A 25,343-nucleotide genomic window follows, 5' to 3' on the forward strand; every position below is an offset into this window, starting at 1 on the left:
ATTTACTTCACTCCTCTTACTTTAGTCGGAAAAGTATAAACAGACTTTGAGGCAGTAATGAATAAAATATCATTATTTTCTCCACCGAAAGTCACATTAGAGGTCCATTTTTCAGGGATAGAAATATGATAGATCTTCTTTCCGGAACGGTCAAATACATGTACTCCATCTCCGGTTAAATAAAGATTTCCGTGTTTATCCAGAGTCATTCCATCCGAGCCCATTTCACAGAATAGTTTTTTATCAGACAACTTCCCTTCTCCTAAAATATCATAAACATATGTTTTTCCGGCATCAATATCAGAAACGTATAATTTTTTCAGGGTTTCACTTCCTACAATTCCATTGGGCTGTGTGAATGTTTCAAGCTTTGTGATCTTACCTGCTTTATTTCTGTAATAGAGACTTTTGTTAGGAATCTCCTGTTTAAAATCTACCCAATAATCCCTCTCATATAAAGGATCTGTAAAATACATTCCTCCAAAGCCATCATTCCAAACATCGTTGGGGCCATTTAACCTTTTCCCTTCGAAGCCTTTGAACAAAACTTCAACTTTTTTGTCCTTTGATATTTTCCAGATTTCTCCATGATCATCCGAACAGGTGATCAGAAAATCATCCTTATCAAAATGAGTTCCGTTGGCGCGTCCTGTTTTGTCTAAAAATTCTATCACCTTATTGGTTTTCCAATCCCAATAATAGATTTTATCATTGGGCTGATCCGTAAAATAGACATTTCCCTCTTTATCCGTGGATGGACCTTCTGTAAAGCTAAACTTATCCGAAACCATTTCCGGTTTTACTCCTCCATAAAACATTTTACTACTTTTTAGTGATTGGCAGTTTACTAATGCGAAAACCAAACCAATCAGTCCTATTTTACAGATATTCTTCATACTTCATTTTTAAACCTGCAATTTACAACATGCCTGGTGGGTTTCAAAAACATTTTCTCATTTTGAAACATTAGTCTTTAAAATAACCAATGTCCCAATTGTCCTATTTTTGAAGTAGATCATATTAGTAGTTTATCAATATAATTCTGAGCTTTGCAGTAACAGAATCAGTAAGTTTTTTTCATATAGAAACTGTTGTAAAAATAATGCTGATCTGGATGAAAAATATTACCAAAATACTTTTATAGCATACGATAATGAGCGCAGAGTCCAACAATACCAAATCCTTGGAAATTGAAAATGAAGATTTCAGAAATTCAGTGGGAACAATGGATGAGACCGGAAAAAGAAAATGGATATTCCCAAGAAAACCCAAAGGTAAATACACCAATTACAGAAATTACACCAGCTATGTTTTACTTGCTTTATTCTTTGTGTTGCCTTTTGTAAAGATTAATAATAATCCTTTTCTGCTCATTAATGTTATTGACGGGAGATTCTTTATCCTTGGGCAGCCCTTTTATCTGCAAGACTTTTTTATCCTTGCGCTTGGAGCTGTAACTTCAGTAATCTTTGTAATGCTGTTCACAGTTGTTTTCGGAAGAATATTCTGTGGCTGGCTTTGTCCGCAGACCTTATTTATGGAAATGGTATTCCGTAAAATAGAATACTGGATCGAAGGAGACAGAAACAAGCAAATGAAGCTAGACAGGCAGGAATGGGATGCTGAAAAAATAAGAAAAAGAGTAACAAAATGGTCTGTTTTTCTTTTGATTTCTCTTATCATTTCTCACTTCATGTTTATGTACATTGTGGGATATGAAGACGTTTTCCGGATTATGACACAAGGTCCGGCCGAGCATTCCCTTAAGTTTACAGCCATGATATTTTTTACCATGACATTCTATTTTGTATTTGCATGGCTTCGTGAGCAGGTTTGTACTTTGGTTTGCCCGTATGGAAGACTTCAGGGTGTACTTATTGACAAGCAGACGATTAACGTATATTATGACTTTAAAAGAGGAGAAAACCGTTCAAAATGGAGAAATAATGAAGACAGAAAAGCAACGGGAAAAGGTGACTGTATTGATTGTAACCAATGTGTGGTAGTCTGTCCTACAGGAATTGATATCAGACATGGACAACAGTTGGAATGTGTTAACTGTACAGCGTGTATTGATGCCTGTGATGAAGTAATGGAGAAAGTAGGGCTGCCTAAGGGTCTTATCCGATATGCAACGGAAGCCGAAATTGAAAATCGTGAGAAATTCAGTTTTACTCCAAGAATGAAAGCCACCACAGTCATTCTGGCTCTACTGGTAGGATTCCTTGGATTTTTAATGTACGACCGAGGTTCTATGGAGGCCAAGTTCATTAAGCCTGCAGGCTCTACATTCTTTATTAAAGATGGTAAAATCACCAATACTTTCATCTACACTCTTCTGAATAAATCCAATGAGAAAAAGGTATTGAACATTAAGGTCGTGAGTCCTGAAAATGCAGAAATCACTTATTTTGGTTCCGAAAAAATCATTTTGAAAGGAGACCAGATCCTGAAAGGAAATATCAATATATCTTTCCCTGAAGAAAAGATCAAATTCTCTAAGCAAAATATGGTAATTGGTGTTTTCGATGAAAAAGGAGAACTGGTAGATTCGTTTGAAACTACTTTTGAAGGGCCATTTAAGCTAGCTCTTTAGGTAGCAGGTAGCAGATAATAGGTTGTAGGGATTAGAAAAAGCAGTTGATATTTCCACCATTTCCTTCCTCTGAAGGGATGTCAAAAATTCTTTGAATTTTTGACGGTGTGGTTTCAACAATCTCAATTCATTTTTCTATCATCATTTTAAGACTTTAAACTATTAACCTTGAGCTTTAAACTCATTAAGCCTTATATTTCCTCATAAACTGAGTAGGGGTCATTCCGGAGCTTTTCCGGAAGACTCTTACAAAGTAGGAATACTCTTCATATCCTAATCTAAAGGCAATTTCAACAAGGCTTTCATCAAGATACATCAACATTCTTTTAGCTTCCAGCACTACCCTTTCTGTGATGACTTCTGTAGCTGTTTTCTGAACTACTGTCTGCGCAATTCTGTTCAAATGTTTCGATGAAATTCCTAGCAAGGCTGCATAATAGGCTATCGATTTATGTTCTGTAAAATATTGTTCAACAAGGTTTTCAAAATCCTGATAATGTTTAAAGTAAGAAAGCCCTGCTGTGGATTCCAATGTATCAAAATCCTTTGAAAACAATCGTGTTGCATTAATAAAGACTTGTGACATTAAGGAAAGGATAAGGCCATTCTTCATGATGCTTTTAGAAAGATGCTCCTTGCCCAATTCCTGAAACAGATGAATGTTTTCTTTTAATTCTAAAGCACTCAGTTGAAGTTTCCTGGGAAAAGATACGGATCCGAAGAAAGGAAAATTCCTCAACTTCTGATTTACATAATGCATTTCATAAAACTCTTGGGAACAAAAGAAAATATATCCTTCAATATCTGCGGAGAGTTCCCAACTATGAATTTGCCCCGGTGACAGAAAGAAAAGACTCCCCTCTGAAACATCATATTTTTGAAAATCAATTTCATGAACACCACTCCCTTCTGTAAAAAGAACTGCTGCATAAAAATCATGCCTATGAGGCTTCTCTATATGTCGGTGCCCCACAACCAAGTGGTTTTTCATGGTGTTAAAATAAAAATCTGAAGGATTTTTACCACTTTGAAAAAGATTAATATGAAGAACGGAAATAGAGTTCATCCTATGTTTTAATAAGGAAAGTAATTGATTAAATGATGCATAAAAGTACTATAAATAAAGTCAAATGACAAGTTTCAACATAAAAAAAGGACCGACAGCTGCCGATCCTTTTTTATAATGTTTAATAATTATTATTTTATAATCAATTTACTGTTATATATTCCTTTTGAAGAGTTGATGCTAATTACATAGACTCCTTTAGGTACATTTACATTAAATTCTTTGGTATTGTTGCCCTCACTTTGATAAGCCGAAGAGTAGATTAATCTTCCACTTGAGTCAAACATTACTACTTTCAATTCTCCTTTTATGTTTTGAGATTTGATGAAGAACTTACCATCAGTTGGGTTAGGATAGATCTTAATATCATCCGCTAGTGGAGAAGAAACTTCTTTCGCTCCCAGGTTTTGTGTTTCCTGTGTACATACTTCAAGGGACCAGCCGGTAATTGTTCCTACACTACCAGGATTATTATCTGAGGCAAATAATTTCCATTGACCTTGGGCTTTATGGCCTTTAAAGATGCTTAAGGATTCATGAGATTTAGTTTCCCCTTGAATAGGAGAAGAAACGCAAGATACATTACTTCCTGTATCACTGAATGAAGCGGTAATTCCTGACTTTCCGGTACATTGTCTGTTCCAGATAAGTGCAGAAGTTCCTACAGGGCTTTCTATTCCGATTGCCAAGTGAGCTACATTAGGGTGAGTAACTGCAGGAGTAACTTTTATTTTTGTAATAGTTCCATTATTATTGACCATTAAAGGTACATTCACCTTAGGCGCAGTAATGTTTCCTCCTCCAGGGCCATCAGTAATCGCTACAGACGCTCCATTATAGGTATAGGTTGCACAGCTTTCACCGGTTACGTTATAATCAATAACAAAACTTGGGCTTACCGCATAATAAACATTTCCTACTGCTTCTATCATAATAAAAGCGTTTGCAGAAGTTGATCCTGCAGGGATGGTAACCTGCTCATTACCATCATTAGGTGTATTGGCAGCAATTACATTGAATGTTTGCCCTCCATCTGTAGACAATTTAATATTTACATTGGCTGTATTGACAGGAGCCTGGTTTGTATTGGCAACATCCCATGTAACATTAACAGCACCCGCTGAGCTTAATGATTGTCCAAATGTCGGAGCTGTTACCTTAAAAGGACCAGCTGAAGCATTCACGGTTACCAGCATATCATCTTTGCTGGTTTGAGGAGCAAGAGGATTATTATTTCTTGCAGTTATTGTAAAATTAAGAGGCCTGGCTACACTGGAAACTGACTCCCAACGGGTTGTTAATACCCCAGCCAAAACTTTATTAAAATCCGGGAAATATCTTACCGGCGCACTGGCAGGAGGTAAAGATCTAAAATTGGGTCCGGTAGGTTTTGTAAGATAGGCAATAGAATTAGCATCCTGTTCTGAAGCTGCTGCCGGATCCATTTGCTCCCATGTATAAGTATAAGAAGCCGTGTTGGCATCTGTAGAAGTTCCTTTTAATACAAATGGGGTAGACTTAGGAATTATATAATCTGCTCCGGCATTAATATTAGGAGCAGGATTCGCAAAAGGTGTATTGGCACCACAGCTCACACTGTTGATCTTACTTTTGATCTCGGCAAGATTAAATGCCTGATAATAGTCGTTGGAATTAAACTGAACATCATAAATTCCTCCCATAATTCCGGTGTAAGCCATAATAGTAGATCCACTTCCCGGTTCTACCAGTGACAGGCTTGTACCGCTTCCGTCATAAAGAGTAAATGTATGGTTTGCTCCCAACTGATGCCCCATCTCGTGAGCTACATAATCTATATCGAATGTATCTCCTTCCGGGATGTTACTGGCAGTCCAACCCATCGCTTTAGAGGAGTCATCACATATATCTCCGGGTGCATATCCGTTTCCATTTTCTTTATCAAAAACATGCCCCATGTCATAGTTTTCAGCGCCAATGATATTGGTGATTGTTGTCTGAGCTTTCGCAGTCTGCTGACCGGATGCGGTATAAGGGTCTGAAGCTGGATCAAAATAAATGATAGCATCATTATTCGCAACCAAATTAAAGTGAAGAGAAAGTTCTTTTTCAAAAACTCCATTTAAGCGGGTTAAACTTGCATTCATAGCTCCCAGAATAACTGCTTTTTTTTCTGCATCCGTTGCATTGGCAGGAGTATTAGTAGCAGTTAAATGATATTGACCATATTCTCCTGTACAGGTTATAGCCATTCTGAACACATTAAAACCAGCTGTTCTTCTATTATTTACAGCATTGCTTTTTTTTTCCGCAGCAGCTTTTTCTGCAGCTTCAATAGTAGAACATTCAAAAGGCTCTTTATCCTGCCCTCTTCTTGCATTAGAATCAAAAACAGCATAAACAGTTCTGTCCTCACTATAAGGTTCAATAAATTCTGAAATACCGGAACGAGTTATCATGGAAGAAAACCCAGTCGGAGACAAACTGAATCTTAAATATACAGTAGGATCTTCTAATGCTGTTCCTACGTAAGATTTAATATCAGGAAACTTGGCCTGTAGTTCAGGAGCCATATTTGAAAACTCCCAAACCTGGAATTTTTCCAGTCTTCCATTAGCCACAGGAAGAGTAACGACTACTCCTTTGTCATTTGAAAAGCGTGTCGGCGCATTTTTTAAGGCTTGCTTAAGCTGATCTGTATTCAGCGTGTAAAGCCCTGCAAATTCTAATTTTTCTTGTGATTTTTTTACTTTTTGAGACCTGAGCTCGGTTCTAGTCCACTGTGAAAACCCTAAAAATGGAATCATCAGCGTTAGAATAAAGAAATAATGTTTCATATCATAATAAGTTTTGTGTTTCACGAAATTACATAAAAAAAATAAATTTTCAGTTTTTTTCACATAATTATGAATAAAAAATTCAACATTTCAAACCAAACCCTTTCTAACACTTTGAAAGATATATTTGGAGGATGATTTAAAAAATTTTTATCTTTGAACTTTAGGAGTCATTAAAATGAAAATAAATTTACCTGATAAACTGTATTACTCTATAGGAGAAGTAGCCAAGGCATTCGATGTAAATACTTCATTAATACGTTATTGGGAACAGGAATTTCCTATCATAAAGCCTAAAAAGAACCGAAAAGGTAATCGATACTTCACCCCCGAAGACATCAAAAACCTACAAATGATCTATCATTTGGTGAAAGAAAAGGGATATACTCTGGACGGAGCGCGGGTTGCTTTAACGACCAACAGTAAAATTTCTGAAACAATTACCATTATTGATCGTCTTGAATTTGTAAAAGCTGAACTTTTAAAATTAAAAGAATCTTTAGGAGAAAGAGATTCCGAATAATTTGTTAGATTCAAATAATTCAACAAGGATATTCTTGAAATATTTTTACTTCAAACCATCTTTAAATAATCCTAAAATAAGAATATAAAAGTTTAATTTTAAATGAATTACACTTATTTCATATTCTAAACTTAACCAATTGGCCCATCCCTATTGTTGTGTTTTGTTTTTATCAATATGTTTACCACATGATGAGAAAAAACGATTACCAAAAGTTGGCTTCCATGGTCATTGTACTGACTATTCTGTTGGTTTTCCAAAAATACACCAGCCGAAGCAGAGATCCTTTTCCTGACATAAAATTTATTGCAGGATCTTCAATTCCTAAGAACATTTCAGATTTTGATCCTAATGTTTTAGACAAGGAACAATGGGTGAAGCTTGGATTTTCTGAAAAGCAGACCAGTACCATTCTTAAATATAAGGAGATAGTAGGTGGAACATTTACTTCAAAAGAGCAATTAAGAAAATGCTATGCAATTACGGAGGAAAAATTTAAGGAACTGGAATCCCTTCTTCTTCTTCCTGAAACCAGTAAAGTAAATAATTTCAAAAACTCTAACCGTTTTGAAAAGAAAGAGATTTCCGTTTCTGCAAAATTCAATCCTGATTTATTCACCTCTCATGATTGGATCAAAATGGGATTCAGTGAAAGACAGTCGGAAGCCATTTTGAAATATAAAAGCTATTTGGGAGGAAGCTTTGTCAGCAAAGAGAAGTTTAAGGAGTGTTTTATTATTTCTCCGGAAAACTATAGCAAGCTGGAACCTTATTTATTATTACCATTAAAAACGCCGGAAAAGTTTAAAAATTCGGGTAAATACCGTGCTGAGAAAACAACGGTCCAGTATCACACTTTTGATCCGAATAGTATGAATGTCGATGGTTGGAAAGCATTAGGTTTTTCCGAAAAGCAGGCCAATACGATTGTGAATTACCGAGACAGAAATTTACGCGGAAGCTTTAAAAACCTAGAGGATATACAAAAATGTTTTGTTATTTCTGCGGAGAAATTCCAGGAATTAAGACCTTATATTAAGCTCAACTCTATGGAAGTAAAGCAGGAAAAAACAGATTTTTCAAAAATTGATCTTAATGCGATTACCTTTAAACAGCTTATTGAATTTGGATTGGATGAAAAAAGTGCAGGTTCAATGATTGGTTTTAGAAAAAAACTGAGAGGTTTCGTGAATAAGCAACAGATTTTAGAAACTTATAATATTGATAAAGATCTGGTTCAAAAATTAACCTCCATTGCACCTTTAGACGCTTCAACAGTTCCAAAGTATTCTTTAGCTGAAGCTCCCGAGGAATGGCTAAAAGATCATCCCTATTTTAAATATTCTGCCGATAAAATCATATTCTACCGAACCACTTATCCCGACGACAAAAAGATCTGGAAGTTTTTAAAGCTAAAACCAGAGTATGAGGCAAGAATGAGATTATACGTGAAATAATGTAGGTGCAAATAGAAAAAGAGAACTTGAAACATCAATTTATATCCGGTAACAACTATTCCAAAAAATAGATGTTTTTTGGAATAGTTTATCACCTTAAATATTTTTAGTGATGCATATAATTACTTGGGCCATTGGTACCCTCAATGGACTCTGGAAGTATTCCGTAACGGGTGCGTAAATTAACTGTACCCAGATTTTGTCCTGTATTGATATCAATTACATTAATGGTTCCGGAATTTAAGTTAGGTATATTGAGTAAGTTATTTTGTACAGCCACCACCTCTTTTCCAGATCTTGTTTTGAAGAAAGCCATATGGTGGGCTCCTTTATCTGCATTAAAAGTCTTCAACAAGGTTAATTGAGGAAGATTACTTAAATCAAAGACAAGCACTTTTCCGGGATCTGCAAAACTCACATAAAGTTTATTTGTATCGTCAATATACATTTCGAGCGTCCAGCCCAATCCGTGTGTACTTCCCTCAAAAACTTTAGTAAAAGCATCATATTTTTGGGTTGCAGCATTGTAGGGAGCTATCCAGATATCACCGCCAAGCATTGTTGTAGCAAGAGCATATTGTGGAAATTTCCCACGTAATAATAAAGTCTCCACAGGAGCCGACATATCGGTTTGTGAATCTGCTACCTGATAAGTTTCCTTTATTTCATAGGTGTTCAGATCTAATAAAGTACAGGTATTTCCTACTCCGGTAGTAAGATCCGGGTGAATGGTTGAAGTTACCATCATTAATCCTTTATCTTCATTAATTGAAATACCATGCGGATACATGATAAACTTATTGGGATTGTCCTGAATTGGTGCTTTAATCGTTTTGATAAGCTGATTACTATTAGCATTAAAGACTCCTATGCTTCCATCTTTCGGACCTCCAGCACCTCCCATAAAGGTCATAAAAAACCTTCCGTCATTCGTGAAAAACAAATTCTCACCTACTGTATTTTCACCTGTATCAATAGGTTTTGCGTTAATTAATTTAGGCAGACCATTTTGATCTTCTCCCGTTTTTACTTCATAGAGATAACTTCCTCCCAAAGCCGTGGTGTATAATTTTTTTGCATTATTATTATAGTAAAGGTGATGGGGTAATACACCAATACCTAATTCTAGCTTACTGCTAATATTTCCAAAATTGGGGGCCTCGGGATCTAACTCTATGACAGCAATTCCGTCTGACAAGCCGTTTAAACTTCTGTAGTCTATATAAAACGAAGAATTGTGTGACTGATCTACATTGTGATTATCATTTTGACAATTAGTAAATAGTATCAAAATAATAAATAATGGAACTTTATTAAATTTTAATTTCATGATTTTCAGGTTATGGTTGTGTCTTTTGTAAATGTAATATATTTTCTTTGAAAAATAAAATATATTACACTTAACCGTGAAAAATCATCAAATAACAAAAATACTATTCCATCCCAGTAGTTTGTACTGGGAAGCATGAAAGTGAAAACGGTAAGGTTTATTATTAATCCTAGTCGATGGTTTTGCTAGAATCTTCCAGCAAATCATTTAGAGTATTAAGTTCTTCATCCGTAAGATCTCTCCATTTTCCTACTGGTAGATCCAACTTCATATTCATAATACGAATTCTCTTCAGTTTTTTTACTTCGTAACCAAGGTACTCGCACATTCTACGAATTTGTCTGTTAAGCCCTTGCGTAAGAATGATTCTGAAATTCATTTCATCTATCTTTTCTACTTCACATTTTTTGGTTACAGTATCAAGAATAGGAACTCCGTTTCTCATTTTATCCAAAAACTTTGGAGTAATTGGCTTGTCTACACGCACCAGATATTCTTTTTCGTGATTGTTTCTGGCACGTAGAATTTTATTTACAATATCACCATCATTGGTTAAAAGAATAAGCCCTTCACTTGGCTTATCCAGCCTTCCGATCGGGAAAATTCTTTTTGGATAGTTAATGTAATCTACAATATTATTCTTTTCGCGTTTAGTATCTGTAGTACAAACAATGCCCACAGGTTTATTGAATGCAATATAAACCGGTTTATCCTGAGGCTCTCTTACAGGCTTCCCGTCTACTTCCACCAAATCATCATCAGAAACTTTGGTTCCCAGCTCAGGAATTTTACCATTAATCTTTATTCGGCCCTCTTCCAAGAGTTTATCTGCTGCTCTTCTTGAACAGTAACCTACTTCTGATAAATATTTATTGATACGTGTCTTTTCCATTAGTCTTGTCCGTAACCGGTATAATTTTTATTACTGAAAATAGTAACTCCATAGCTTAATCCGATGAAAAAGCCATCAGCTCCATTTTTCAATTTGTGTGATTCAAAAACAATTCCTCCCTCCTGACTCAGCCTTTTTGAATAGGAAACCTGCATTCCTAATCTTCCACCCCAAAAAATCAGCATCAGAACTGGCAGAATGATTAGGTTGTCTCCCGTAATTAATGTCTATATAAAAAGGGCGGTCACCTGGAGAAAAAATAATCTTTGGCTATATAACCCAATAAATGAGGTGATAGTTATCTTATATAAAGCTATATTTCAATCCGGTTCCTATGGCAAAGTTAGGAAGAAAATTGTATCTTCCTATAGCTGTGATACCGTAAGTGAATTTTCCTAGTACTGATTTGGGTTCAATATACTGTGAATTTCCAATCTCTCTCTCTCTTATTTATTAATATTAAAACCTTCATTCAGGGATGGATTGAAATAAAAATCCATTTTAGACTTACCAGTTTCTGTATCTTGAGAAAATAGTTTGAAAAAAGTAAATATTAATAAGAGAAAAGATCGTTTTATTTTCATGATTCCTGAAACCTGAAATCATTGTTTAAAAACTGATCTGTAGCATCTTCAATCTTGTAATCACCAATTTTTGTTCGTCTTAGTTGTGTCAGATAAGCTCCTACTCCCAATTCCTGCCCTATATCATGAGCCAGACTTCTGATGTAAGTTCCCTTTGAACAGCCCACTGTAAAACTTATCAAAGGAAAATCTATTGTAATATCTTTAAGATAGTGAATTGTTGTCTTTCTGGACTTCATCTCTACTTCCTCCCCGGCCCTTGCCAGATTATAAGCTCTCTCACCATCGATCTTTATTGCAGAGTAAACCGGTGGTTTCTGTTCAATTTCACCAACGAACTTTTCCAGAATTTCCTTTACCTGATCTTCGGTGATATGTGAAATATCCTGATGAAGAATTTCCGGCTTTTCAGTATCGTAGGATTCTGTCTGTACTCCTATTTTGATCTCAGTCCAATACTCCTTAGGAGCATCCTGAATCTCAGGGATTCTTTTAGTAAATTTTCCACAGCATACAATCAGAAGACCTGTTGCTCTGGGATCCAGAGTTCCGGCATGTCCGATCTTGAATTTTTTGGGAAGATCAAATTCCCTTTTAAGTTTATATTTCATTTTATTGACAGCCTGGAAAGAAGTCCAGTCCAAAGGCTTATCCAATAAAAATATATGTCCTGATTTCAGTTCTTCAGCAGTCATGAATGGATATAATGAATGTTTTATTTAAAGAAATAGAAATAGATTAGTAAAGCTATTCCTACAAAAATACGGTACCAGCCCCAAGGTTTGAAACCATATTTATTAAGTACACCAATGAAAGCCTTGATCGCAATAAGAGCAACAATAAATGCCACGACATTTCCTACTACAAAGATCATAATGTGATCCTGTGAAGCCATAATCATTTCATAACCTTTCTGTGGGTTGGCAGTTTCCTTCCCCCATGTTTTCACAAAAACAGAATATACAGTTACGGCCAGCATGGTAGGAACAGCAAGGAAAAAGGAAAATTCTGCAGCTGCTTTTCTGGTAAGTCCCTGTGTCATCCCTCCAATAATGGATGCTGCACTACGGCTTGTTCCCGGCATCATTGCAAGACATTGCCAAAATCCTATGGTTATAGCTTTTCTTATTGTAATTCCTTTTTCGTCATCTATTTTAGGGTTCTTAAACCATTTGTCTGCAAATAGTAACACGACACCACCCAGCACTAAAACTGAAGAAATAGCAATTTGATTTCCAAGAACAGCTTCAATTTTATCATCGAATAAATATCCCAACACCAATGCAGGAACTACCGCAAAGGCTAACTTAAAGTAAAACTGGATATTATTTAAATCGAAAAACTTTTTCCAGTAGGCAACAACAACGGATAAGATTGCTCCAAACTGAATGGAAACCTGAAACATCTTTAAAAATTCTGTTTCTTCTAGCCCCATAAGATTTGCAGTAAAACCCATGTGCGCTGTAGAAGAAATTGGAAGATACTCTGTTAAACCCTCTACAATGGCAATAATAATTGCTTTGATTAAATCCATAATCTTAAAAAAAATTAAAAGATTAAGAGATTCGGATTTTCAGAATATGTATTCTAAATTTCCTAATCTCTTAATCTCTAAATATAACTTGTATTTATTTTCTTTTTAAAATAGCATATACTTCTATTGCGAAACCTATCACAACAAACAGGGGTGCTATTCTGATTCTTCTGATGGAGAAAATATCGTCATTCCATGAATTCGGATCAAATTTGCCGTCTACGGTATTAGCATCCGGTCCCATCATCAGTAGAAATCCAACAACAATAAATGCTAATCCTATCAACATCCATTTGAAATTCTGCTGTCCGAAATAGAACACATTTTCCGGTGTTGTTTCTGCTTCGTTTCCGAAATCTGAAGCGGAAAATTTATTATTTTTTTTGCTCATTTTTAAGAGTAGTATAAATCGTCAACGTTTGATTTTAAGAATCTCCATGTAGCGAAAATAGTACTTAAGACAGAAATGAAAATTCCTACTCCTAATACTAAGATAACTAACCAGAAGTACTGATTGTTGTCCTGTACGAAAGCTGAGCCAATCTGGCTTGTGAAGTAATACCAGACACCACCTAATGCAAGAAGACCAATCACAGAACCAATGGCTCCTAAAATAATTGCTTCAATGATAAACGGCTTAAGGATAAATCTTCTTTTTGCCCCTACCAACTGCATGGTTTTAATAATAAATCTCTTGGAGAATATTTTCAGACGGATTGAGTTGTTAATCAAAACAACAGCCAATACTAAAAACAACACTGAAAATCCAAGAATCCATTTTAAGATCCTGCTCAGGTTATTGTAAACATCTACCATTAGGGTACTGTCATTTTTAACATCAGTAATCCCAGGAACAGATTTGATCACCTTAATGGCTTCATCAATCTTAGCCGGGTCTACATATTCAGGTTTCAAAGCAACTTCAATAGATGAAGGGAAGATATTTTCTTCAAATAGGGCATCACTATCAATTCCCATACTTTTTTTGGCTTCCTTGGCAGCCATACTTCTGGAAATATAGGTTGCTTTTTTTACAGGAGCTAAGGTCTGTACCTTTTTAAAAGTTTCTTCCTCAAGTTTTGCAATTTTCACAGAGTCTTTAGCGTCATAATTTTGATCAAAGTAGGCGTTTACCACCAATTGCTCCTTGATATAGTCGGAATACTTCTGGGCATTGATTAAAATAAGCCCCATTAATCCCAACAAAAATAACACTAAGGCAATACTTATCACTACTGTAATATTGCTGGACCGAAGCCTTTTCTTATTAAATTCATCTACAGATTTAGCCATTAATATTAAAATTTTTGGCTAAAATAGAAAAAATCTTCCGAAATTTGGGACGAAATAAAGAAAATCATTGTTAATAAAATCATAAAAAACTTTGAGTGTAAAAGCAAAAAAACATCTTGGGCAGCACTTCCTGACAGATGAAAATATCGCAAGAAAAATCGTAGAAGGTCTTAGTTTTGAGAACTATAATAATATTATGGAAGTAGGTCCCGGAATGGGAGTTCTTACCAAATATCTTCTTGAAAAGGATCAAACCATTTACCTTGCAGAAATTGATACAGAATCCATCGAATATCTGAAAAACAACTATTCTAAGGTAACGGAAGATACCTTTGTAGGAGATTTTTTGAAACAGGATTTTAATTTTATCAAGGATGAACAGATTGCCATTATTGGTAATTTCCCGTATAATATTTCATCGCAGATATTATTTCAGATTGTGGATCACTATGAAATGATTCCTGAAATGGTGGGAATGTTCCAGAAAGAGGTAGCACAAAGAACAGCTGCAGTACCCAGAACTAAAGATTACGGTATTCTTTCGGTTCTTATTCAGGCTTACTACGATGTATCTTATATGTTTACCGTTCATGAGAATGTATTCAATCCGCCGCCAAAGGTAAAGTCTGGTGTTATCAGACTGACAAGAAACCCGAAGGAGGGCTTGGCAGGCAATGAAGTTCTCTTTAAGCAAATTGTAAAAACAGGTTTCAACCAGAGAAGAAAAAAACTTTCTAATGCATTGAAGTCTTTAATTATTCCTGAAGCTTTAAAAGGTCATGAATTTTTAGACAAAAGAGCAGAAGAACTGAGTGTATCTGATTTCATTCATTTTGCAAACCTTTGGAAAGAAAACCAATAGACTTGTAATAAAAAAAGCTCCCGGTAAAGGAGCTTTTTTTTGTGATAAATTTATAAAGAAAGCCTTTTGTATGAAAGGCTTTACTTTTTTTATTCTCTGTTTTTCAACATGATCCATCCAGACCAGTTCATCTGGGCTTTTGATTTTGGATATTCAAAATTGAACTTAAACCAATAGGTTGCAGAAGGTAATCTCTTGCCTGCTACCGTTCCGTTCCAAGTTGGATTTTCTTTTGAAAACTTGAACATTTCTACTCCATATCTGTCATAAATAGACCCTGTGAAGTTTTTAAACTGACCAAGAGCTTTCAGATCCAATACATCATTAATACCATCATCATTAGGGGTAATAATATTGTTAATTTGTAGGGTAAAGAATTCAAAGGTTCCTACACAATGAGTTCCCACTCTTCTTACCAGAATTGTATAGTTTGTATTATCTAAAAGACCTGTAAATGTGTTAGATTGCTGCCATGTAATACCATTATCAATAGAATATTCAAGACTGCTTGGCGTATTGTTCATTGGTGGGTTTTCCGCCATCACAGTCAGTGTCTTTTTAGTACTCTCGTAATCTAGTCCCACTACATAAGGCGTTGCAGCTCCCATTACTTGAACAGGGAAACTTTTTTTACAGAATCCGTTATCAATCTCAACTGTATAAATTCCCCACTGATCTACTTCAATCTTTTGTGTAGTTGCGCCAGTACTCCATAAATATTTATAGTTAGGACCTGCTCCGGCGTCAAGGGTAACACGATCTCCAACACACATTTCAACATCAGTTAAAGGCGTTGTAATTTCAGGTGTTACTTCTATTCTTATTGTTGCAGGGTTAAGAGATTTACATCCTTTTGCTCCAATGGCATACACTGTAAATGTGGTACTTTGATATAAAGTAACATCCTGCATATTGCCTGTTCCTGGGAAGTTACTCCATAAATAGGTATCTCCACCTTCAGCAGTAAGTGTTACTGTTTCACCCGGGCACACTTTTATACTTGAAGCTTTCACTTTAGTTGTTGGTGTTGCTTCTTTCAATAGTTTCAATTCAACCATCTTGCTACAGAAACCTCCATTGGAAACCACTACATACAAAATTTGACCATCATTACCGTTATAATTCAAGATATTTTGGATGTTATTATTATTTTGCGCAACAGCATCAGCCTGTTGTTCATAAAATTTGAAAACGGCACCAGGAGTTGGACTGATAGACGGTTTAATTGTGCTTAAATCAAAGGTCGTAATATCCGGAGTGGTACAAAGCAGCATGGTTGCATCATTTGCCTGCGGAGTTGTTCCACCATGAATTTCAATTGAAGCTTTACCGGGACATGGATTTCCTGGTACACTTACCTCAATGGTATAAGTTCCTGGCTGCAGTGCTGTAATTGTATTGGTAGTCGCATTAGGTACCAGAGTACCATTGTAATACCATTGGTAAATTAAATTAGGATCACTTACGGAAGCCGTAATCACCTGAGGTACATTATCACATACATTAATATCCGAAGGTAATTTTGCGCCTCCAGGACCTAATAGGTCTACACCAATATTAAAAGATCCTCCTTCCAAAAATACTGCAGTATCATAACTATGGTCACTGTAATCAGCAATTACCATTTTGAAATGATATTGCTGTCCCGCCACTACATCAGCAATAGCCGTAAGGGGAACAGTTCTTCCATTAAAATTTGTTTCAACGTTGGTTGTATTGTATCCACCAAAATACTGGGCATTAACAGCCCCGCAGCTTGATCCAATGGCAGGGTGAATATTGGTAATACTCACCGGTCCTGCTCCTCCGGGTAATACAGCCATGTTTACGTAAGGACCTCCTGAAGTAGGTCTAAGTAATATGGCAAATGCATCTGCGAAAGTACAAGGGAAAGAACCTGTATATTCTTCAGAAGCGATTAGGTAGTTAAATTTAATTTGGGAAGTTGTAGGGACAAAGTCAAACTCCAAAAGTACGGCATCATTTAGTTTACTTTCTACTACACCAATAATTTGTGCTAAATCTGCATCAGATCCTCCTCCATTGACATCATTAAGGGCTCCTTCAAAATTATTACCGGCTCTTCTTGCAAATCCGGTAGTAAGTATAATCCCATCTTTGAAAGGGAAGTTAGTAGCTGCCTTATGAAAGTATCCCCAAGCTCTATCAGCATCCCCTACTGCATGGTTAGGTGTAATCTTTACATTGGTTACATTGGGAGTAACACAAGTATTGGTTCCCGATGAGATAAGTACATCCTTTACAAGTTTTTCTATACTATAATTGGTCTCCAAATACCCTGCGGCATTCACATCAATAAAAGCACCTGCTCTTCTGGATTGAGCAGTACTTTGCTCTCTTACAGACTTTCTGGGATATTGGGTTTGTGAAAATAAAAAAGTCGAAATGACTAAAAAAAATAAACAAAGCGGTAGATGTCTTCTCATAATATTTCTGTTTCAACAAATTTAATTTTTTTTTAAATATACCATACACATATTTACATTTTTTATAATAAAAAGAACAAAAATATCACTTCTTGCAATCAATTTTTCATTAACAAAACCCTTTAAATAAATGATACTAAAGATTAAAACCTATTTTATCAAATTTATATCTTTCCTAAAATAAATCACAAAGATGATTAACCTTTATGATTAAAAAAAAACAAAACCTCTCATTTCTAAAAGGTTTTGTTAATTATTTTCTATTTATCAAAGGATTTAATTTCTATTTTTCAAAAGTATCCATCCTGAGCGTTGTTCTAATTTTTTGTTGGCCGGGTTTTCCCATTGCACCTGATACCAATAAGTACCGGTTGGCAGGTTTATTCCTCTTAAAGATCCTGTCCAGATTACATTTCCTTTTGAAGCCTTGAAAACTTCCGCTCCATATCTATCAAAAATTGAAGCTGAAAAATCTTTATACCCACTGATTCCCGTGAAATCAATTGTATCATTTACCCCGTCCATATTAGGAGTAATGGCATTGTTAAGTACAAATGTGAAGTAATCCAGCGAGGTACCACATTTAGCATTTTTCACTCTTACCATTAAATGATAGGTTGTATTATTCAGGACTCCGGTAAACACATTGGAGCTCTGCCATGTCAAGCCTCCGTCAATAGAGTATTCCAGAACTCCTCCTGTCGGATTACTTGCTGTAAGGGTAAGTGTTGTTTTATCATGAACCACATTTGTAAACTGAGGAAGATCAGGATTAACCAACTGCGCCGTAAACACTTTAGAACAGACTCCATTACTAATGGTTACAGAATAGCTACCGGCTACATTTGTTGTTATTGTTCGGGTAGTTGCTCCTGTGTTCCATAGATAGGTATAATTAGGTCCTGCTCCTGCATCCAGTGTTCCGTTATCTCCGGCACATACATACACATTTTCCAGTGTAGAAACTATGGCAGGAACCACATCAATAGTTACCTCAGCAGCTTTCACAGAGCTACAACCATTTCCACCCAATGCAAATACAGAATAGGTAGTAGTAACTGTAGGGGTCACCACCTGGGTATTACCATTTCCGGCAAGCCCTACCCAATTATAGGTAAATCCTCCTGTAGCGGTAAGCGTAACTGATTCTCCGGCACATATTTTTAATTTTGAAGCTGACAATCCTGTGATAGGAGGCCCTACCTGAACGGTAACCGTTGCAGGGGTAGCAGAAACACACCCATTAGCTCCTACTGCATATACTGTATAAACTGTAGTAAGCGTTGGTGATACTACCTGGGTATTTCCGGTACCGGTAAGACCATTCCCCCATTGATAGGTTGTCCCTCCTGAGGCCGTTAACGTTACAGACTCCCCAATACATATACGAGGCTGTGATGACACAAGCGCTGCAACAGGTGCTGCCGTATCTTGTGTTACAGTAACGGTTGCAGTATAAGAACAGCTTAAGTTTCCTGGTTGCGAAATAGTAGTAACCGTTAATGTATACGTCCCTCCCGCACTTACAACAGGGGTAAGTGTAGTGGCTCCGGACACTATATTTCCTCCCGCAGTAGTCCAGGCAATGGTAGAACCAGTCGGGATTACAGAAGCTGAAGCATTAAGAGTAACCTGAGGCGTTGTACAGGTAACTGTTTGTGGATTAGCAATTGTTAATGTTGTTTCAGCAGTTCTCAGCAATTGAAGAGAAACTACATAGCTGCATCCTCCATTGCTCACCAATACATAAATTGTCTGATTAGCTGAAAGAGGCGCATATGCTGTAGCCGTTGTGATAAAATTACCATTGGCTGCATTGGCATCGGTTTGATTTACATAATAGGTAAATGTAACTCCTGCAGCACTGGTTATCTGGTTCTGAGCCTCTGTAAGGTTAAAAGTTAACCCTGGTTGATAACACTTATGCAGGATTGCGTTTTGTGCTGTAAACGGCTCTGAAACTTCAATGGTTAAAGTAGCCGGATTTGGGGATGCACATCCATTGGAACCTACTGCTGTCACTGTATAAGTAGTAGTAACTGTAGGTGATACCACCTGCGTATTTCCGTTTCCTGGGAGACCACCACCCCAATTGTAGGTAGCTCCTCCTGAAGCGGTTAATGTGATTGACTCTCCTTTACATATTTTGACCTTAGTAGCTGTAAGTAATGGATTTGGCGGTGCACTGTTTCCGGTAACCACCACATTTCCAACTGCTGTACAGCTAATATTTCCAGGTTGATAAACTTGTGATATAGTTAATGTATATGTTCCGGGTGCATTGATAACAGGGTTCAGTGTATTTCCGCCTGAAACAATGTTTCCTCCTGTCGTCACCCAATTGAATGTAGCTCCCGAAGGATAAACTGAAGCCGCAGCATCCAGCGTAATCTGGGAATTGGTACAAGTTAAAGGGATTGGAGGTACAATAGATACAGTCATCTGCGGAGCTTTAATCAATTGCAGTTCCGCAACTTTAGCACAAAATCCATTTGCCACTCTTACATAGACCGTTTGTCCGCCAGGGCTAGCATAGGCTGTAGGAGTAGGAATTGTATTACCATTTCCGGCATTAGCATCTGCCTGTGTGGCATAATATGAAAAAACAGCTCCTGGTGTTGTGCTTATTGAGGGCTGTGCTAGTGGTAAATTAAACGTAGCATTTCCAGCGGTATAACAGGCTGTGAGTGTAGAATTTTGTACGGTAGGAGAAGTTCCGCCCACAACAGTAATTGTAGCCTCTCCCGGGCAAGAGCTTCCCAGAATATACACCTTAACGGTATACACACCAGGCTGGGTTGCTGTATAGCTTGGATTGGTTTCTCCCGAAATAGGGTTATTATTCAAGAACCACTGATAGGTTACGTTGGGTTCCTGAACAGAAGCCGTAAAGGTCTGTGGTGCATTATCACACATATTCACAGAAGCCGGAAGCTGTACTCCTCCTGGGCCTAGAATCTTTACTCCGATATCAAATGATCCAGCTTCTAAAAACACTGCCGAATCGAAATTAGGATCCTGAAAGTCTGCCAAGACCATTTTAAAATGATAGGTTTGCCCCGGAATTACAGCTGCCTTTGCAGTCAAAGGAATTGTACGACCGTTAAAGTTCGTTTCTATCTGAGCTGTATTTGTTCCTCCATAATAGGCTTCATTTTTAGGACCACAAGTAGGAAAAATCGCCGGGTGAATATTGGTTACACTTACAGGGCCTGCTCCTCCGGGAAGTACCGCCATATTGGTATAGGTAGGATCTCCCACTTTTTTCAGTAGTAAGGCAAAACCATCTGTAATGTTACATGGGAATGTCTGCTGATATTCCTTGGATGCAAATAAATATTTAAAGGTAACTTCTGAAGAAACAGCTACAAAGTCGAATTCTATATAGGTAGCATTTGTAAGGAAAGTATTATCAATATTCAAGGCAGTGGCCAAATCCATATCTCCTCCTGTTGCCAGATCATCACTCAGGTCACCAACAAAAGAATTCCCTGCTTTACTCGCATATCCTGTAGAAAGGATAATTCCTCTATTGAATGGAAAATTAGTTCCTGCTTTATTAAAAAATCCCCAGCTTCGGTTCTGATTACCAGGCTGCAAATTAGGAGATACAACAACGTTGCTCACATTAGCGCTGGCACATCCTCCTCCCGATATAAGAACATCTTTCACCAACTGCGTAATGCTATAGCCGGACTCAGGATAAGCGGGAGTATTTACGTCTATAAAAGCACCTGCTCTTAAAGTAGCTGCGCTGGGCTTTCTGAATTGCCCTACTTTCCCTCTGTTCTGAGCAAAAATAAAGCTTCCCATAAAAGCAAAAAATAACGCCAAAAATAAATTCCCTGTCCTCCTATTTAACATTTTATATTATTTTAAACAAAAATACTATTTTTTTTGATTGAAATTCAGTTTAACACAATTTACATTATTACTAATTCAAATTTATTTATGATAGAATATCAACTCTATTTATTTAAAAACAGTAAAAAAAAGACTGACAAAACAGCCAGTCTTTTAATTATCGTTTAAAATTATTCTATATTCTTGAGCAATATCCATCCGGTTTTTACGGTAAGAAGCTTACTTGCAGGATCTTCATAAGTAATTTGATACCAATAAGATGCTGTTGGCAGTCGTTTTCCTTGGAAATAGCCATCCCAATAAGGCCTTATTTTCTCGGCTTTGAATACCTCTTTTCCATATCGGTCGAAAACCTTACCACTGAAATCCTTATATCCGCTTACTCCTCTGAAATCTATAATATCATTAATATTATCACCGTTCGGAGTAATTACATTTTTCATAACAAAGGTAAAGAACTCCAAATAGCCTTCACAGCTAGTGTGCTTAACTCTTACCCGTATAGTGATTACCTTATTCTTAGGAACATTCGCAAATACATTGGAAGCCTGCCAAGTAATGCCGTTATCTATTGAATACTCCAGTACACCATTGCTTGGATTACTTGCTGTAAGGATAATGGTTCCCTTATCATTATAATCAACATTGATGATCTCAGGAATAACGGCTTTAATCACGTCTGTTTTGAATTCCTTGGAACACACTCCGTTGCTTATTGTCACTTTATATTCTCCAGGTTTATCTACGGTAATAGTCTGGCTGGTTTGCCCTGTACTCCATTCATAGGTATATCCCGGTCCTGAACCGGCATCTAATAAAATCCTATCTCCCTGACAGATATGTCCACCTTTTAATGTTGAAACAATAGCTGGCACCACTTCAATGGTAACCTGCGCGGGTTGCAATGATTTACAACCTTGCGCTCCAACAGCATACACCGTATAGGTAGTTGTTTTAATTGGGCTTACCGTTCTGGTACCTCCTGTAGTTGGATTATCACTCCAATCATAAGTTACTCCGCCAGATGCTGTTAACAGGACTGACTCTCCTACACAAATCTTTAATTTTGCGGCATTTAATTTTGCGACAGGAGTTTCTTCTTTTCTTAAGGTAAGGGTTGCAATTTTACTGCAAAATGCCCCATTGGAAACAAGAACATACAATATCTGACCATCTGTTCCATTATAGTTTGTAAGATTGGGGATATAACTGTTGTTTTGAGCCAACGCATCTGCCTGATTAAGATAAAAACGGAAGATAGAGCCCGGTGTTGTACTAATCATAGACTGGGCAGCCAATAAATCAAAAGTACTAAGCGTAGGAGTGGTACAAAGCTTAAGTACCGCATTTTGTACGGTAGGGCTTGTCCCTCCAATAATCTTAATAGTAGCTTCTCCCGGGCACTGATTTCCCGGAATCATTACTTTTATAGTATACACCCCAGGCTGGTTGGCAATATAAGCAGCATTGGTAGCACCGGGAATTAAGACTCCATCTTTATACCACTGAAAAGTCATTCCCGGAATTATAGCCAGTTGGGCTTTTAATGTCTTTGGTGTATTATCACACATATTAATGGTTCCCGGTAAATTTGTTCCGGTTTCATCTACTATTTTAATACCTATATCAAAGGATCCTCCTTCAAGAAAGACCGCAGAATCATGACCATTATCCTTTGCATCCGCCAGCACCATTTTAAAATGATAGGTTTGCCCGGGGATTACATCTGCAACCGCAGTTAACGGAACTGTTTTTCCATAATAATTAATACCGACATGTGGGGTATTCATCCCTCCGAAGTAAACCTCATTGATAGGACCACAGCTAAAGCCGTTACCTGCAGGCACAATATTAGTTGCACTTACCGGGCCTGCTCCACCTGGTAATACGGCAAGATTGGTATAAGTTGGGTCTCCCACCTTTTTTAGCAAAAGCGCAAAAGCATCTGAAAATCCCCCTGAACAAGGAAAATCTGAATCATATTCTTCTGAAGCAAAGATATAATTGAATTTTACCTGTGTAGAATTAGGGACAAAGTCGAACTCAAGCGCTACGGCATCTTTCAACTCAACAATAGGATTGGTTGCTGTTACAAGATCAGGATCACTTCCGGTACCTATAGTCTTGCTTAATAATCCTATAAAACCATTCCCTGCATCTCTTGCATGTCCTGTTGTTAGAACAATTCCATCTGTAAACGGAAAAGTTGCCGTTCCTTTATTGAAGTATCCCCAAAATCTAGTCTCATTATCAACGGCATGGTCGGGGCTCACTGTAACATTGGTTACATTAGCGGTCGTACAAGTGGATCCGCCATTAATCAAAATATCTTTTACCAACTGTTCAGGAGAATACACTGAGGCTGCATAATTAGGATCGTTTACATCTATAAAGTTTCCTACCCTCAAACTCTCGGAAGATGGCCTGTGTCTTATCTTCTTTCGTTCAGAGGTAGCTTGAGAAAAAACAGATACAGAAGCCAATAAAAACGTTAAAATAAAAAAGTAGTTTTTTAATCTATAAATCAACATTTTAATTTCATTTGTTCAAATGTAGCAAAAATAACAACAACAAATCACTACCTCAGCTTCCAATATCAACATTTAATATAAAAATCACAACAAATACTTATTATCATTACAGTTTATATAAATAAACATTGAATTTCAATCATAAAAAAACCAGATCAATAAAGCCTGATCCGGTTACTTATTTTCTTAGATATACTATTTCAACACCTATTCTTCATCCTTTTTTAATTGCTGAATTTCACTTTGGAGTTGAGTAATAATATCTTTCAAAGCTTTTATTTCGTTTTTATTGGAACTTACATTACTTTTCAGAATTACATTTTTTGCTCTTTCAATGTGATCCTCTTCTTCCTCTTCATCATTAATCTCTTCAATATCTTCACTGATCTCTTCAATGTCTTCCTGAATATCTTCTATATCTTCATTAATCTCTTCAATGTCTTCGCTAATCTCTTCGATGTCCTCCTGAATATCTTCAATATCTTCACTAATTTCCTCAATATCTTCCTGAATATCTTCAATTTTTTCATGGCTTTTATTGACGGACATCTGAATAAAGATCGCCAGATAAATAGCCTCCAGAGAGAGAACCGTAGTAAGAATCAGCAGCATCTGATCAAATTCTACCAGATTCATCATCGGAAGCAAAAACGAGGTAAGAAAAAGTAAAGTATGCACAATTAAAGATTGGATAGAACCAATCCATGACGTAACACGGTCTGCTATTTTCTCTAGAACTTCTGTTTTTTCGTTATATTTTTTCATCATTTCTTTTTTTACAAGAGTTCTTTGGTTACTCCCAATCCAAACAATGCATAATCATATTTTGCCGGATCTTTTTCATCAAATTTTCTAATTGCTACATCCAGTTCTTCCACCGTTTTCCAGTCATTCTGTGTTCTTGAAACCAAACCCAGTTTTCTTGAAATATTTCCGGTATGTACATCCAGAGGAATAGACAGGTGTTTCTGATCTATATCTTTCCAGATTCCAAAGTCTACGCCACGTTTATCTTTTCTTACCATCCATCTCAGAAACATAATAATTCTTTTAGCTGATGAATTTTTGTGCGGTGAACTGATATGCTTGTGGCTTCTGTGCTTTTCCGGTTCCAAAAAACTATTTCTGAATCTTTCTATAGCATACAGAAAATTTATTTCAGAATCTTTTACTTTGAATAAATCTTCAAGGCTTTCATTTTCCTTATAGATTCTATTAAATTGCTTAATAAAATAGGAAAAATCCTGTCCGTTAAATGTTCTGTGGATACTTTTATCCTGAATGCGTTCCAACTCTTTTTCGGAGTAGTTCAGTACAAAATCATAGGGAGAATTCCCCATAATATCCAACATTTTATTGGCAGAATTTATAATCGACTTTCTATTTCCCCAAGAAATTGTGGCGGCCAGAAAACCGGCAATCTCAATATCCTGTTTTAATGAAAAACGATGCGGAATCTGTATCGGATCATTTTCAATAAAATCGGGTGTGTTATACTGATCTGCTTTTTCATCCAGAAAACTTCTGAGTTCTTCAAAATTCAGCATA

Annotated in this window: 19 protein-coding genes; 4 read left to right on the plus strand and 15 right to left on the minus strand. The window is 36.6% G+C overall.

Going from position 1 to position 25,343, the window contains the following annotated elements:
* Positions 1 to 2 precede the first annotated feature (2 nt).
* On the minus strand, positions 3 to 896 hold the full coding sequence (locus tag C7D53_RS10600; RefSeq protein ID WP_106916459.1) for an SMP-30/gluconolactonase/LRE family protein: 894 nt from the start codon (positions 894 to 896) through the stop codon (positions 3 to 5).
* A gap of 257 nt (positions 897 to 1,153) precedes the next feature.
* Between C7D53_RS10600 and ccoG the strand changes: the two genes are divergently transcribed.
* Positions 1,154 to 2,596 carry a cytochrome c oxidase accessory protein CcoG gene (ccoG, locus tag C7D53_RS10605; RefSeq protein ID WP_106916460.1) on the plus strand — a complete coding sequence of 481 codons (1,443 nt, stop codon included), beginning with the start codon at positions 1,154 to 1,156 and terminating at the stop codon, positions 2,594 to 2,596.
* Positions 2,597 to 2,780: 184 nt separating this feature from the next.
* Here the strand turns inward: ccoG and C7D53_RS10610 are convergent, their stop codons facing one another.
* The gene (locus C7D53_RS10610) at positions 2,781 to 3,662 is read right to left on the minus strand and encodes an AraC family transcriptional regulator (protein WP_106916461.1); all 882 of its coding nucleotides are present in this window, start codon (positions 3,660 to 3,662) and stop codon (positions 2,781 to 2,783) included.
* Between the two features lie 131 nt (positions 3,663 to 3,793).
* Positions 3,794 to 6,478 (minus strand): zinc-dependent metalloprotease, encoded by a 2,685-nt coding sequence (locus tag C7D53_RS10615; RefSeq protein ID WP_162926146.1) that lies wholly within the window; start codon positions 6,476 to 6,478, stop codon positions 3,794 to 3,796.
* Positions 6,479 to 6,656: 178 nt separating this feature from the next.
* Here C7D53_RS10615 and C7D53_RS10620 point away from each other — a divergent pair, with 178 nt between their 5' ends.
* Together C7D53_RS10620 and C7D53_RS10625 are read left to right on the plus strand one after the other, a co-directional pair.
* A complete protein-coding gene (locus C7D53_RS10620) occupies positions 6,657 to 7,001 on the plus strand; it encodes a MerR family transcriptional regulator (RefSeq protein ID WP_076353881.1) in 345 nt (114 codons plus the stop codon).
* 188 nt (positions 7,002 to 7,189) lie between these two features.
* The gene (locus tag C7D53_RS10625; RefSeq protein ID WP_106916463.1) at positions 7,190 to 8,458 is read left to right on the plus strand and encodes a helix-hairpin-helix domain-containing protein; all 1,269 of its coding nucleotides are present in this window, start codon (positions 7,190 to 7,192) and stop codon (positions 8,456 to 8,458) included.
* Positions 8,459 to 8,564: 106 nt separating this feature from the next.
* Here the strand turns inward: C7D53_RS10625 and C7D53_RS10630 are convergent, their stop codons facing one another.
* The 7 genes from C7D53_RS10630 to C7D53_RS10660 form a co-directional block, all read right to left on the minus strand.
* Positions 8,565 to 9,788, minus strand: coding sequence for a hypothetical protein (locus tag C7D53_RS10630; protein ID WP_106916464.1), 1,224 nt, complete (start codon positions 9,786 to 9,788; stop codon positions 8,565 to 8,567).
* A gap of 169 nt (positions 9,789 to 9,957) precedes the next feature.
* Positions 9,958 to 10,680 (minus strand): 23S rRNA pseudouridine(2604) synthase RluF, encoded by a 723-nt coding sequence (gene rluF, locus C7D53_RS10635; RefSeq protein WP_106916465.1) that lies wholly within the window; start codon positions 10,678 to 10,680, stop codon positions 9,958 to 9,960.
* Positions 10,680 to 10,865, minus strand: a complete 186-nt coding sequence (locus tag C7D53_RS10640) for a hypothetical protein (protein ID WP_106916466.1) — start codon at positions 10,863 to 10,865, stop codon at positions 10,680 to 10,682. The genes rluF and C7D53_RS10640 overlap by 1 nt, the downstream gene beginning before the upstream one ends.
* Before the next feature lie 395 nt (positions 10,866 to 11,260).
* On the minus strand, positions 11,261 to 11,959 hold the full coding sequence (gene truB / locus C7D53_RS10645; RefSeq protein ID WP_106916467.1) for a tRNA pseudouridine(55) synthase TruB: 699 nt from the start codon (positions 11,957 to 11,959) through the stop codon (positions 11,261 to 11,263).
* Between the two features lie 20 nt (positions 11,960 to 11,979).
* The gene (locus C7D53_RS10650) at positions 11,980 to 12,798 is read right to left on the minus strand and encodes an undecaprenyl-diphosphate phosphatase (RefSeq protein WP_106916468.1); all 819 of its coding nucleotides are present in this window, start codon (positions 12,796 to 12,798) and stop codon (positions 11,980 to 11,982) included.
* Between the two features lie 94 nt (positions 12,799 to 12,892).
* Positions 12,893 to 13,189, minus strand: a complete 297-nt coding sequence (locus tag C7D53_RS10655; RefSeq protein ID WP_106916469.1) for a DUF3098 domain-containing protein — start codon at positions 13,187 to 13,189, stop codon at positions 12,893 to 12,895.
* 2 nt (positions 13,190 to 13,191) lie between these two features.
* Positions 13,192 to 14,091 (minus strand): cell division protein FtsX, encoded by a 900-nt coding sequence (locus C7D53_RS10660; protein ID WP_106916470.1) that lies wholly within the window; start codon positions 14,089 to 14,091, stop codon positions 13,192 to 13,194.
* A 91-nt stretch (positions 14,092 to 14,182) separates the two neighbouring features.
* Between C7D53_RS10660 and rsmA the strand changes: the two genes are divergently transcribed.
* Positions 14,183 to 14,953: a 16S rRNA (adenine(1518)-N(6)/adenine(1519)-N(6))-dimethyltransferase RsmA gene (gene rsmA / locus C7D53_RS10665; RefSeq protein ID WP_106916471.1), complete on the plus strand. Its 771-nt coding sequence runs from the start codon at positions 14,183 to 14,185 to the stop codon at positions 14,951 to 14,953.
* 89 nt (positions 14,954 to 15,042) lie between these two features.
* Here the strand turns inward: rsmA and C7D53_RS10670 are convergent, their stop codons facing one another.
* The 5 genes from C7D53_RS10670 to C7D53_RS10690 form a co-directional block, all read right to left on the minus strand.
* Entirely contained in the window at positions 15,043 to 17,400 is a 2,358-nt protein-coding gene (locus C7D53_RS10670) for a choice-of-anchor L domain-containing protein (protein WP_106916472.1), read from the minus strand.
* A gap of 276 nt (positions 17,401 to 17,676) precedes the next feature.
* Positions 17,677 to 21,264 (minus strand): choice-of-anchor L domain-containing protein, encoded by a 3,588-nt coding sequence (locus C7D53_RS10675; protein ID WP_106916473.1) that lies wholly within the window; start codon positions 21,262 to 21,264, stop codon positions 17,677 to 17,679.
* Between the two features lie 170 nt (positions 21,265 to 21,434).
* On the minus strand, positions 21,435 to 23,795 hold the full coding sequence (locus tag C7D53_RS10680) for a choice-of-anchor L domain-containing protein (RefSeq protein ID WP_106916474.1): 2,361 nt from the start codon (positions 23,793 to 23,795) through the stop codon (positions 21,435 to 21,437).
* Between the two features lie 207 nt (positions 23,796 to 24,002).
* On the minus strand, positions 24,003 to 24,560 hold the full coding sequence (locus C7D53_RS10685; protein WP_106916475.1) for a DUF1003 domain-containing protein: 558 nt from the start codon (positions 24,558 to 24,560) through the stop codon (positions 24,003 to 24,005).
* Between the two features lie 11 nt (positions 24,561 to 24,571).
* Positions 24,572 to 25,342: a TIGR02757 family protein gene (locus tag C7D53_RS10690; protein ID WP_394337079.1), complete on the minus strand. Its 771-nt coding sequence runs from the start codon at positions 25,340 to 25,342 to the stop codon at positions 24,572 to 24,574.
* Between the last annotated feature and the right edge of the window lies 1 nt (position 25,343).

The sequence above is a fragment of the Chryseobacterium aurantiacum genome (assembly GCF_003020585.1).
GTDB lineage: Bacteria > Bacteroidota > Bacteroidia > Flavobacteriales > Weeksellaceae > Chryseobacterium > Chryseobacterium aurantiacum.

What these genes read in the sequence shown, in the direction of transcription:
- C7D53_RS10600 (WP_106916459.1), bottom strand. Translation starts at nt 896, where the DNA reads ATGAAGAATATCTGTAAAATAGGACTGATTGGTTTGGTTTTCGCATTA.
- ccoG (WP_106916460.1), top strand. Translation starts at nt 1,154, where the DNA reads ATGAGCGCAGAGTCCAACAATACCAAATCCTTGGAAATTGAAAATGAA.
- C7D53_RS10610 (WP_106916461.1), bottom strand. Translation starts at nt 3,662, where the DNA reads ATGAACTCTATTTCCGTTCTTCATATTAATCTTTTTCAAAGTGGTAAA.
- C7D53_RS10615 (WP_162926146.1), bottom strand. Translation starts at nt 6,478, where the DNA reads ATGAAACATTATTTCTTTATTCTAACGCTGATGATTCCATTTTTAGGG.
- C7D53_RS10620 (WP_076353881.1), top strand. Translation starts at nt 6,657, where the DNA reads ATGAAAATAAATTTACCTGATAAACTGTATTACTCTATAGGAGAAGTA.
- C7D53_RS10625 (WP_106916463.1), top strand. Translation starts at nt 7,190, where the DNA reads ATGATGAGAAAAAACGATTACCAAAAGTTGGCTTCCATGGTCATTGTA.
- C7D53_RS10630 (WP_106916464.1), bottom strand. Translation starts at nt 9,788, where the DNA reads ATGAAATTAAAATTTAATAAAGTTCCATTATTTATTATTTTGATACTA.
- rluF (WP_106916465.1), bottom strand. Translation starts at nt 10,680, where the DNA reads ATGGAAAAGACACGTATCAATAAATATTTATCAGAAGTAGGTTACTGT.
- C7D53_RS10640 (WP_106916466.1), bottom strand. Translation starts at nt 10,865, where the DNA reads ATGCTGATTTTTTGGGGTGGAAGATTAGGAATGCAGGTTTCCTATTCA.
- truB (WP_106916467.1), bottom strand. Translation starts at nt 11,959, where the DNA reads ATGACTGCTGAAGAACTGAAATCAGGACATATATTTTTATTGGATAAG.
- C7D53_RS10650 (WP_106916468.1), bottom strand. Translation starts at nt 12,798, where the DNA reads ATGGATTTAATCAAAGCAATTATTATTGCCATTGTAGAGGGTTTAACA.
- C7D53_RS10655 (WP_106916469.1), bottom strand. Translation starts at nt 13,189, where the DNA reads ATGAGCAAAAAAAATAATAAATTTTCCGCTTCAGATTTCGGAAACGAA.
- C7D53_RS10660 (WP_106916470.1), bottom strand. Translation starts at nt 14,091, where the DNA reads ATGGCTAAATCTGTAGATGAATTTAATAAGAAAAGGCTTCGGTCCAGC.
- C7D53_RS10670 (WP_106916472.1), bottom strand. Translation starts at nt 17,400, where the DNA reads ATGAGAAGACATCTACCGCTTTGTTTATTTTTTTTAGTCATTTCGACT.
- C7D53_RS10675 (WP_106916473.1), bottom strand. Translation starts at nt 21,264, where the DNA reads ATGTTAAATAGGAGGACAGGGAATTTATTTTTGGCGTTATTTTTTGCT.
- C7D53_RS10680 (WP_106916474.1), bottom strand. Translation starts at nt 23,795, where the DNA reads ATGTTGATTTATAGATTAAAAAACTACTTTTTTATTTTAACGTTTTTA.
- C7D53_RS10685 (WP_106916475.1), bottom strand. Translation starts at nt 24,560, where the DNA reads ATGAAAAAATATAACGAAAAAACAGAAGTTCTAGAGAAAATAGCAGAC.
- C7D53_RS10690 (WP_394337079.1), bottom strand. Translation starts at nt 25,342, where the DNA reads ATGCTGAATTTTGAAGAACTCAGAAGTTTTCTGGATGAAAAAGCAGAT.